Genomic DNA, 10,158 nt, shown 5'->3' on the forward strand with positions numbered 1-10,158 from the left:
ACATGTGCGCCACGGGCCCTTCCTCCCAGCCATGCCCAACTTCCTGCCCGAGCTGCCGCCATGCGTATCCTGCTGATCGAGGACGACCGCCAGATTGCCAGCGGCGTCGAAGCCGGCCTGTCCCGCGCCGGCCACCAGGTGCGCGTCGTCCATGACGGCGTCTATGCCACCGAACACCTGCTGCGCGAGCAGCACGACCTGGTCATCCTCGACCTCGGCCTGCCCGGCATCGACGGCATGACCCTGCTGGCGCGCTACCGCGCCCGCAACCGCACCACGCCGGTCATCATCCTGACCGCGCGCGACGAGCTGGAAGACAAGCTCTCGGGCCTGAACGCCGGCGCCGACGACTACCTGATCAAACCCTTTGCGCTGCCCGAGCTGGAAGCGCGCGTGCGCGTGCTGCTGCGCCGCAGCCAGCACGGCGAGGCCGCGCCCGAGCGCGACGTGCGCCTGGGGCGCCTGCGCCTGTCGGGCAACGACCGCCGCATGTTTATCGACGCCCGCCCGCTGGAACTGTCGCCGCGCGAATTCGCGGTGCTCGAGCTGCTGCTGCAGCGCCAGGGCCGCGTGGTCAGCAAGGCGCAGCTGCAGGACCACCTGGCCACCTTTGCCCACCCGGCCGGCGAAGGCGGCGATACCGTGGGCGACACCGCGATCGAGGTCTATGTGCACCGCGTGCGCAAGAAGCTCGAGGACAGCGATGTCGAGATCGTCACCGTGCGCGGCTTCGGCTACCTGCTGCAGAACCGCGCGGGCCAATGAACCCCTTGCGGCCGCACGCAGCAGCGCGGCCGTGCCCTTCGGCCTAGCCGGCAATGTGGCCAAAATCCAGATCCTCCCGTTCCGCCTCCGCCGCTGAGCCCGCCGCCGGCGGCGGCACGGCCGCGTCCGGCACGGATCCGGCGGCTTCCACCGCGCGCCACGCCACACGTCCCGGCTCCAATCCCAGCCTGCGGGTACACCTGCTGCGCGCGCTGGCCACGCCGCTGTTCGCGCTGGTGCTGACCAGCGGCTCGCTGTCGTACTGGCTGGCGGCGCACTACACCACCCAGGTGTTCGACCGCGCGCTGTACGGCGTGGCCAACAATATCGCGCAGCAGATCCGCATCGCCGGCCCGCGGCTGGAGCACGACATCCCGATGATCGCGCAGACGCTGGTCGAGGCCGAAGGCACTGACCGCATCTACTGGCGCATCCACGGTCCCGACGGGCTCATCGGCGGCATGGACACGTGGCTGGGCTACGGCACCGGCCAGACCACGCTGCATGACGCGCGCCTGTTCTACGCCTGGTTCAGCGGCCGCCAGGTGCGCGCGGTGCGGCTGCCGGTAATGCTGCCCAGCCCCGCCGTGGACGAGCTCGGCACCAGCGAAGCCGGCAAGGCCGCGCGCGGGCCGATCGTGGTGGAGGTGGCCGAGCTGCTGGACCGGCGCGAGACTGCCGCCAACGAGATCCTGCTGTCGGTTTCGGTGCCGCTGATCCTGCTGCTGCTGGTGGGCAGCCTGATCCTGTCGCACGTGCTCAAGGAAGAGCTGGTGCCGCTGCAGATCCTGGCCGACAAGCTCAACCGGCAGACCGCGCGCTCGCTGGCGGCGCTGGACGAGACACAAGTGCCGGCCGAAGTGGCGCCGCTGATCCGCGGGCTGAACGCGCTGCTCGCGCGGCTGCGCGACGCGCTCGACGCGCAGCGCAAGTTCATCGCCGATGCCGCGCACCAGCTGCGCACACCACTGACCGCGGTCAAGCTGCATGCCGACCGGGCACAGGAAGCCGATTCGCTGGAAGTCGCCCACCATGCGCTGCGCGAGGTGCAGACCGCGGCCGACCGGGCGGTGCGGCTGTCCAACCAGCTGCTGTCGCTGGCGCGCGCCGAGCCGGGGCTGTCGCTGGAGCGGCTGGGCCCGGTGGAACACTTCGACCTGGCCGAACTCGCTTTCGAGACCGGCGCGGAGTGGGTGCCGCAGGCGCTGGCGCGGCGCATCGACCTGGGCTTCGAGGTGCTGCCCGGCCCCACCTTCACCGGTAGCGCACCGGCGGTCGTGCGCGGCAACCGGCTGCTGATGCGCGAGGCGCTGTCCAACCTGATCGACAATGCGGTGAAATACGTGCCCGCGGGGGGGCGCATCACGGTGCGCGCCGGCGGCGAGGCCATGGGCCATCGCGGCATGGCGGTGGTGATGGTGGAAGACAACGGCCCCGGGATCCCCCCGCAGCGGCGCGAAGAGGTGTTCAAGCGCTTCTTCCGCGGCGACCGCGCGCCCGAACCGGGCGGCGGACGTGCCGCGCACAGCGGCGGCGCCGGCCTGGGGCTGGCCATCGTGCATGAGATCGTCACGCTGCACCAGGGCACCATCCGCATCGAGGATGTGCCGCCGGTGCCTGGCATCGCGCCGGCGGATAGCCTGGCCAGCGACGGCACGCCGGAGCGGCGCCCGACGATGCGCTTCGTGATCCGGATCCCGTGCGAGGCGGCAGGCGTGGCCGCCTGAGGCCTTACTTTTCCTTCTTCTTCTTTGCCTTCGGCGCCAGCATGGTGCCGCGGCATTGCGGGCTGCCGCAGCGGCACTCGAACTCTTTCTTCAGCTTGGCGGTATAGCGCGCGTCGATGACCAGGCCGTAGTCATAGAACAGCTCTTCGCCCGCGGCGATATCGCGCAGGGCGTGGATATAGACCTTGCCCTTTTTCTCGCGCGCCTCGCAGTTAGGGTCGCACGCGTGGTTGATCCAGCGCGCGCGGTTGCCGCCGTACTTGGCGTCGATCACGCTGCCGTCGTCCAGGCTGAAATAGAAGGTGTGGTTGGGATCGCTCGGATCGTGCGGATGGCGCTCCAGCGCCTTCTTCCACGAGATGTGCTCGCCCTTGTACTCGATCACGCGTTCGCCTTCGGCAATCGGAGCGATCGCATAGACGCCCTTGCCGTGCACGCCTGACTGGCGCACCTCGATCCGGTCGCTCGCCGTCTTCCTCTTGCCGTCGTCCGCTGCCTTGCGCTTTGCCTTGTCCGCCATTTGCCTTTCCGTAGCTGGTCGCCTGTTGTGGCTGCTGTGCCGGCCGTTCCGGCGCGATCGGCATGATACCGGCGCGACTGCGGCACGTATACGTACGCCCCGGGCCGAGACGCGCCTGGTGCCGGTATACGCGTACCAACCGCTGCGCGGCCGCGTATACCTTGCCGGCCATCATGACGGGCCGGTTTACGCGGTATACGCCGCGCTCTTTGGGGGCCCGCGCACTTCCGTATACGCCCCTGCGCTGTGGATAACCCGGCCCCGAACTGTGGAAAAGCACGCGGATTCGATGTGGGCTGCCTGGGGCTGGCATGGGGACGCCTCGGGCATAAGTCGGAGGGTCCATGCCCCCACCCTCATCCATATGGTCGAGTCATCCACCTCGGCCAACATTCGATGAGACCACTTCTCGTTTACGTAAACCGTTGAAGCGAAAGACGTTTACAGGGTTTTCCACAGCGGACGCGCCTGTTTACCTACTACCACTATTTGTATACATGAAAGAAAGAAGTAAACCGAAAGAACGAGCCAGCGGCGGTGGCCGGAATCGGGGCTCAGCCGAAAGGCGTCAATCGAATGATGGCGATCAAATGACGGAGACCCGAATGAACGAGACCGTTAACGCCCGATCCGGGTGAGACTCGTTGGTTTGGGCTGGAAAACGGGGGTATACCGGTGGCGGCGGTATGCGCGGATAACCATGCAAGCAAACGCTGCGGCGTATACGCGGCCGGGTCATGGCGAAGGGGTTTGGGTGGCGGTCGCCCGCCCATGCATGAGCCGAATAAACCCGAACGATGGCGATCCGGTGTGCAACTGTCGGACATGCAACATAGTGCAGTTCCGGCAAGAGGCGGCTTAATCGCTCCGTAATCGGTTCAGGCCTTTGGAGCTCCCTCGGGTACACCGAAGGCGTGCAGAGAGCGCCTGTGGCCTGCCAGGGGCCTCTGGCGCGTCTTGCACCCCTGTGTGCACCTCGACCCTTGGCGGGCCCTGAAGCAGCCGCATGGAGCGTTTCCATCACGCCCGGCCGCAGCGCTTGTGAAGCGCAACGGTGCGTCGAATTGCCGCGAAGCACGGCCTGACGCGGGCTGGCGGAAACTACCGCGTAACAATCTGTTCCCGGTGCGCCTTGTCCGACACGGTATCATGTGGCCCGCGGCGTCTTTGCCGGGGCCGGGCCAGCCTGGCCGCCCAGGAGCGGGATGCCTGTGTTTTATCAACTCGATACGGAGTGAAGCATGACGAAAACCGAACTGATCGACGCTATCGCAGCCGGTGTGGACGGTCTGACCAAGGCCAAGGCGGAACAGGCCCTGAACGTGACCCTGTCGGCCATCATGGACGCAGTGGCCAAGGGCGATACGCTGAGCCTCATCGGCTTTGGCACGTTCAGCAAGGGCGAGCGTGGCGAGCGCATGGCGCGCAACCCGCGTACCGGCGAAGAAATCAAGGTCGAAGCCGCCAAGACCGTGAAGTTCAAGGCCGGCCAGAAGTTCAAGGACGCTGTCAACCAGTGATCCTGACGGGCTGCGCTGCAGGGCCCGGATTGCCTGACCCCGCCATGCCGCCGCCCGCGCCGCCCGATCATGAAGGGCGCAGGGATGTGCGCCAGGCGGGGGACGTTATCCACAGTAGTGTTTTGGTTTTTCTGCAGTATCCGCCGCATCGCTGAAGCTGCCGCCGCAGCGATCGCGCGCCAGCTTATCCAACAGGCGTCCAGCCACGGCCGCAGCAGGCCGGACTGGGTGCCGCGCCATATGGGGCTACCGATGTTCGCCCGACCGCCGCGCCGCAGATCTCCACAGCGTTATTCACAACGCTTTCCACAGCCGAGTCCACAGGTTTCTCCACAGGGCCGATGGCAAGCGGTGTGCGCCGCGGTGGCGCTGGCGGTGCTCAGCGCCTGTACCACCGTCAGCGAGCCCGCGCGCCCTCAGGCGCGCGCGCTGCCCGACAACGAACGGCCCATGACAAGCCCCGGCGCCACGCCGCGCGAGCGCATCGTCGAGATCGCCACGCAGGAATGGGCACGCTGGGGCGGGCAGGTGGTGCGGCTGGGCCGCGATGACACCTCATGCGTCACCTATAGCCCGGTGCCGGCACCGGAGCTGCCGCCGCCGTTGCCGGAGCCGCCGGAGGTCCAGCCGGCGATCCCTGGCCAGATCCCGACCAGCGCCGATACCGAAACCAACAGCAACCAGCCGCCACGCATCAATTGCCTGTCTTTTCCCGACGGCACCGGCATGGAAGCCACGCCGATGGGCTGCACGCTGGCGCGCCGCTACTGGGGCATCGTCGGCGAAACGCCGAGCTGCAACCAGGTGACGCAGGGCGCCTGGGCCTGGTCGGCGGTGTTCATCTCCTGGGTGCTGCGCAAGGCGGGGCTGGATGAGCGCCAGTTCCTGACCGGCCAGTCGCATTCGATGTACGTGGTCGATGCACGCGACGGCATCCTGCCCCGGCCCGCCTTCCATATCGAGCCCGTACCGGCGATGCCCCGCCCCGGCGACCTGATCTGCGCCGGCCGCGGGCGCGACCGCTATATCGAGGGCATCGGCGAGATCGGCTTCGGCACCACGCCGATGCACTGCGATATCGTGGTCGCGGTAGACCCCGCCGCGCGCGTGGTGCGCGCCATCGGCGGCAATGTGCAGCAGTCGGTGTCGATGGAAGAGATCGAGCTGGGCGATTCGGGCCGGCTCGACGGGCTGACCAACTCGCATATGCCGTGGCTGCTGGTGATGCGCAACGACCTTCAGTAGCCTGGATTATTGCTGCGACTAATCGCGCGATGGGGTTTTTGATGGCGCTGATTATTCACCTGAATAACCAGATGCCTTAGTCGAACAATTCGAGCTGCGCGGTATCCCGGTCGCTGGTCCCTACCCCAACGCCCAGCAGCCGCACCGGCAACCCGCGCCGCGCATGGCCTTCGGCCAGCAGCCGGGCATAGACCGCCCGGTCCGGCGCATGGCCGCGGCACTCCACCGTGGTCTGGCGAAAATCGGAAAAACGCAGCTTGACCGTCAGCTTGTCGATGGTGTCGTGCGCCTGCGCCCGCGCGATACGCCCCTCCAGCATCGCGATCAGCGGCTCCAGCTCGGCCATGCAGGCCTGCAGGTCGGGCAGGTCGTCGGCATAGGTCTCTTCCACGCTGATCGACTTGCGCTCGCGTTCCGGCGTGACCTGGCGCTCGTCCACCCCGCGGCACAGTTTGTAGAGCCGCGCCCCGAAAGCCCCGAACTCCCGGTGCAGCCGGTCAGGCGACCAAGGACGCAGATCGCCGCAGGTCTCGGCCCCCAGCCGTCGCAGCTTCGCCGCGGTGACCTTGCCCACGCCGTGGATACGGTCCACCGGCAACGCGGCGACAAAGGCATCGACCATGGCCGGCCTGACCACGAAGAGGCCATCGGGCTTGTTCCAGTCGCTGGCGATCTTGGCGACGAACTTGCTCGGCCCCACGCCCGCCGACACTGTCACCCCCACTTCGTCGCGCACGCGCTGGCGGATCTCTTCGGCGATGCGCGTGGCGCTGCCGGCGTGGCGCGTGCAATGGCTCACGTCGAGATAGGCCTCATCGAGCGACAGCGGCTCGACCAGCTCGGTGTATTCGCGGTAGATCGCGAAGATCCGGCGCGAGACCTCGCGATACTTGTCCATCGCCGGGCGCAGGATCAGCAGCTCCGGGCAGCGCTTGACCGCCTGCGCCGACGCCATCGCCGAACGCACGCCAAAGGCGCGCGCCTCGTAGTTGCAGGTCGCGATCACCCCGCGCCGGTCGGGCGAGCCGCCCACGGCCATCGGCCGGCCGCGCAGCGACGGGTCGTCGCGCATCTCGACCGAGGCGTAGAAGCAGTCGCAGTCGCAATGGATGATCTTGCGCTGGACCGGGAGCGTGGCATCAGGCGCGGTGGACATGGTGGCCAGGCACCGTCTTTGTTATCTGCGTGAAGAATGAAGCGTGGAGATTATCAGGCCGATCCATTAGTCGACTAGATAGCGGCGGGCTTCTGCCTCGCATTCATCCACAACCCTTCAGCCGCATACAGCGCCAGCGAGAGCCAGATCAGCGCGTAGCCCAGCTGCTTCTGCGCCGGGAACGGCTCGTTCCACAGCCATACGCCCAGCAGCAGTTGCAGCGTCGGCCCGGTGTACTGCAGCAGGCCCAGCAGTGACAGCGGAATGCGCCGCGCGCCGGCCGCGAAGAACAGGAGCGGCACCGCGGTCACCGGCCCCGCCATCAGCAGCAGCACGCGCGTACCTGGTGCTGCGTGGGTAAAGCCGTCCTGACCGGTGACGAACAGGTAACCGAGCGCCGCCGCGGCGATCGGAAACAGCAGCAGCGTCTCCAGCGACAGGCCTTCCAGCGCGCCCAGCGCGCCGGTCTTGCGCAGCAGCCCGTAGCCGCCGAAGCTTGCCGCCAGCCCCAGCGCGATCCACGGCAACTGCCCCGCCGCCACCGTCAGCCAGGCCACGCCGGCCGCGGCCACCGCGATCGACAGCCACTGCACCGGGCGCAGCCGCTCGTGCAGGAACACCACGCCCAGCAGCACGCTGAACAGCGGGTTGATGAAGTAGCCCAGGCTGGCATCGACCACGCGGTTGGCCGATACCGCCCAGATATAGAGGAACCAGTTGCCGCACAGCAGCGCGGCGCTGGCCGCGAAGGACAGCAGCAGCCGCCGGTCCCTGAACACCTGGCCGAGCCAACCCCACTGGCGCCGCCAGGCCAGGATCAGCCCCAGGAAGACCAGCGACCACACCATCCGGTGCAGCAGGATCTCCATCGGCGCAATGCCGGGCAGCGACTTGATGTAGAGCGGGAGCAGCCCCCAGATGACATAGGCCAGGAGGGCGTAGAGGATGCCGAGTTGCATAGGGAATTCCGGTGGATGCCGGCGATTCTACCGGCGCGCGGCAAACCGCGCCGGGGATGCGGATCCATGCCGCGGGCAACAAAAAACCCCATGTGCCTGCGGGGACATGGGGTTTGCGCGCAGCCGGGGCGAGAACCCCGGTGGCTGCGAGTCGCTTACAGCTTGCGCGCGTAGCTGAACTGCGCGAAGCCCTGCTCGGCCACGTTGAACCAGGCGGCCTCGTTGTTGCGGAACACGCGCCAGTCGTCGTAGATCTTCTTGAACGACGGGTTCTTGGCGGTTTCGTCGGCGTAGGCTTCCTGGGTCGCCTTGAAGCACGCTTCCATGATCTCCTTGGAGAACGGGCGCAGCTTGACGCCGTTTTCCAGCAGGCGGGCCAGCGCCTGCGGGTTGACGGTGTCGTATTTGGCCGTCATGTTGGTGTGGGCCTCGATGGTGGCGGTTTCCAGCGCGCGCTTGTACAGCGCCGGCAGCTTCTCGTACTCGGTGGCCGAGGCGTAGAACGACAGCTGCGCGCTGCCTTCCCACCAGCCCGGATAGTAGTAGTACGGCGCCACCTTGTAGAAGCCCAGCTTCTCGTCATCGTACGGGCCCACCCACTCGGCCGCGTCGATGGTGCCCTTTTCCAGCGCCGGGTAGATGTCGCCGCCGGCGATCTGCTGCGGCACCACGCCCAGGCGCGACAGCACCACACCGGCAAACCCGGCGATGCGGTACTTCAGGCCCTGCAGGTCGGCCACGGTCTTGATTTCCTTGCGGAACCAGCCGCCCATCTGGGCACAGGTATTGCCACCCAGGAAGTTGACGACGTTGTATTCCTTGAAGAACTCGCGCATCAGCTTCATGCCGTTGCCCTGCAGCATCCACGCGTTCTGCTGGCGCGCGGTCAGGCCGAACGGGATGGTGGTGTCGAAGCACAGCGTCGGGTTCTTGCCGAAGTAGTAGTAGCCGGCGGTGTGGCCGATCTGCACGGTGTTGTTCTGCACCGCGTCCAGCACTTGCAGGCCCGGCACGAGTTCGCCGGCGGCAAAGACCTTGATGTTGAACTTGCCGTCGGTCAGTTCCTTCACGCGGGCGGACAGCAGCTCGGCGCCGCCGAAGATGGTGTCGAGCGACTTCGGGAAGCTCGAGGCCAGGCGCCATTCCACGGCGGGGTTGCTGCCGACCACGGCCGGTGCCGCCGGGCCGCTGGCGGCGGCGGGCGCTGCCTTCTCTTCACCCTTGCCGCACGCGGCCAGTGCCCCGGTTGCGGCCACGGCCGACGCTTTCAACAGAAAGGAACGACGTTCCATCTCCACTTCTCCTCTTATAGATATCGATTCGGATGCAAGCGCGCTGGCGCATGAAGCCGCGCGCGTGACCGTGACGCACTGGCCGCCGGGGTACGGTGGCCTGCGCAACGCTGTGCCTGCTGCGAACGGGCACGGCGGCGTGCCCTGACTTGCCGGACACCGGTCGCGGCAAGCGCGGGCGCGGCAGCCGGTCATGGCGAGACGGACGGCGTGCTGCGCGGCGGGGCTGTCTTACCCGAAAGACAAGCCAGCCGATTATAGCGGTGGCCCTTTCGCCACGGGGCCCCGCACTCGTCCGGGTTTTCGCTAGTCAATTACGCCAGTTGTCGGTTTTTTTCGCATTGTGAGACACACAACACTGTGATGGATTTTGTAACCCGGCTTGCGGTCAAATGAACCGGCTGATAAAAAACAGACCCCGCCCGGAGGCTTTGTCCGCTCCGGCGACCGTCGCTGCATGCCAGAATTGCTGTCCGCCTCGCCCCGCCCTCCCGCTTCACTGTCCTGCCCCCGCGCGCCTGCCGGGCGCGGCGGTCTGCCCCTGCGCCGCTTCGGCTTTGCCGTGCTGGCTGCCTGGGGGCTGGCGGCGTGCGCGCAGACCAGTGGCCCCACAGCCAGCACGATGCCCGGCACCATGGCCGACACCACCATGCCGCCGCCGCGCATCCAGCCAGGGCCGGCGGTGCCGCCAGTGGTCTCGGCGGTCAACGGCGTACCGGCGTCGCAGCCTGCGGCATCGGCCCAGCCGGTCGCTACCAATGCGGAAGATCCTCTCGCGGCGCTGATTGCCGGTGAGGCGGTGCCAGGCGCCGGCATCCCGGCCGCACCGTCAGGGCAGGCCCAGTCGGCGACCGCCGAGCCCGCGGCGCAGCCCGAAGGCGGCGCAACGCCGGCAACCATTGCCACCAATACTCCGGCAGTGGACCCCGATTTCGTCGGCCCGCCCGAGCCGGTCTGCGCGGTGCCGTCCGCGG

General features: G+C 67.6%; 8 protein-coding genes and 1 pseudogene. 5 read left to right on the top strand and 4 right to left on the bottom strand.

Features of this window, described 5'->3' with window-relative positions; genetic code table 11:
• Positions 1-60 precede the first annotated feature (60 nt).
• Together AB1I47_RS27665 and AB1I47_RS27670 are read left to right on the top strand one after the other, a co-directional pair.
• Entirely contained in the window at positions 61-765 is a 705-nt protein-coding gene (locus AB1I47_RS27665; protein WP_022537042.1) for a response regulator transcription factor, read from the top strand.
• A 188-nt stretch (positions 766-953) separates the two neighbouring features.
• A complete protein-coding gene (locus tag AB1I47_RS27670) occupies positions 954-2,492 on the top strand; it encodes a sensor histidine kinase N-terminal domain-containing protein (protein WP_407935921.1) in 1,539 nt (512 codons plus the stop codon).
• A 4-nt stretch (positions 2,493-2,496) separates the two neighbouring features.
• On the opposite strand, the gene AB1I47_RS27675 is transcribed toward AB1I47_RS27670, so the two are convergent.
• Positions 2,497-3,012: an SET domain-containing protein gene (locus AB1I47_RS27675; protein ID WP_354686895.1), complete on the bottom strand. Its 516-nt coding sequence runs from the start codon at positions 3,010-3,012 to the stop codon at positions 2,497-2,499.
• Positions 3,013-4,253: 1,241 nt separating this feature from the next.
• On the opposite strand from AB1I47_RS27675, the gene AB1I47_RS27680 reads away from it, so the two are divergent.
• Both AB1I47_RS27680 and AB1I47_RS27685 read left to right on the top strand, forming a co-directional pair.
• Positions 4,254-4,532 carry an HU family DNA-binding protein gene (locus AB1I47_RS27680; protein WP_012354324.1) on the top strand — a complete coding sequence of 93 codons (279 nt, stop codon included), beginning with the start codon at positions 4,254-4,256 and terminating at the stop codon, positions 4,530-4,532.
• A 252-nt stretch (positions 4,533-4,784) separates the two neighbouring features.
• Positions 4,785-5,777, top strand: coding sequence for a DUF2272 domain-containing protein (locus AB1I47_RS27685; protein ID WP_354686896.1), 993 nt, complete (start codon positions 4,785-4,787; stop codon positions 5,775-5,777).
• A gap of 76 nt (positions 5,778-5,853) precedes the next feature.
• On the opposite strand, the gene dinB is transcribed toward AB1I47_RS27685, so the two are convergent.
• The 3 genes from dinB to AB1I47_RS27700 form a co-directional block, all read right to left on the bottom strand.
• Positions 5,854-6,933 carry a DNA polymerase IV gene (gene dinB / locus AB1I47_RS27690; protein ID WP_354686897.1) on the bottom strand — a complete coding sequence of 360 codons (1,080 nt, stop codon included), beginning with the start codon at positions 6,931-6,933 and terminating at the stop codon, positions 5,854-5,856.
• Between the two features lie 74 nt (positions 6,934-7,007).
• Positions 7,008-7,892, bottom strand: coding sequence for an EamA family transporter RarD (gene rarD, locus AB1I47_RS27695; RefSeq protein ID WP_354686898.1), 885 nt, complete (start codon positions 7,890-7,892; stop codon positions 7,008-7,010).
• A 155-nt stretch (positions 7,893-8,047) separates the two neighbouring features.
• On the bottom strand, positions 8,048-9,184 hold the full coding sequence (locus AB1I47_RS27700) for a TRAP transporter substrate-binding protein (RefSeq protein WP_354686899.1): 1,137 nt from the start codon (positions 9,182-9,184) through the stop codon (positions 8,048-8,050).
• A gap of 457 nt (positions 9,185-9,641) precedes the next feature.
• On the opposite strand from AB1I47_RS27700, the pseudogene AB1I47_RS27705 reads away from it, so the two are divergent.
• A pseudogene (locus AB1I47_RS27705) lies at positions 9,642-10,158 on the top strand (hypothetical protein); the annotation flags it as partial.

This window comes from Cupriavidus necator (assembly GCF_040578825.1).
Classification (GTDB): domain Bacteria; phylum Pseudomonadota; class Gammaproteobacteria; order Burkholderiales; family Burkholderiaceae; genus Cupriavidus; species Cupriavidus necator_E.

Bases quoted from the DNA above. Each gene is read 5' to 3' on its own strand.
- AB1I47_RS27675 (WP_354686895.1), bottom strand. From the start codon at position 3,012: ATGGCGGACAAGGCAAAGCGCAAGGCAGCGGACGACGGCAAGAGGAAG.
- AB1I47_RS27700 (WP_354686899.1), bottom strand. From the start codon at position 9,184: ATGGAACGTCGTTCCTTTCTGTTGAAAGCGTCGGCCGTGGCCGCAACC.
- AB1I47_RS27680 (WP_012354324.1), top strand. From the start codon at position 4,254: ATGACGAAAACCGAACTGATCGACGCTATCGCAGCCGGTGTGGACGGT.
- AB1I47_RS27685 (WP_354686896.1), top strand. From the start codon at position 4,785: ATGTTCGCCCGACCGCCGCGCCGCAGATCTCCACAGCGTTATTCACAA.
- rarD (WP_354686898.1), bottom strand. From the start codon at position 7,892: ATGCAACTCGGCATCCTCTACGCCCTCCTGGCCTATGTCATCTGGGGG.
- dinB (WP_354686897.1), bottom strand. From the start codon at position 6,933: ATGTCCACCGCGCCTGATGCCACGCTCCCGGTCCAGCGCAAGATCATC.
- AB1I47_RS27665 (WP_022537042.1), top strand. From the start codon at position 61: ATGCGTATCCTGCTGATCGAGGACGACCGCCAGATTGCCAGCGGCGTC.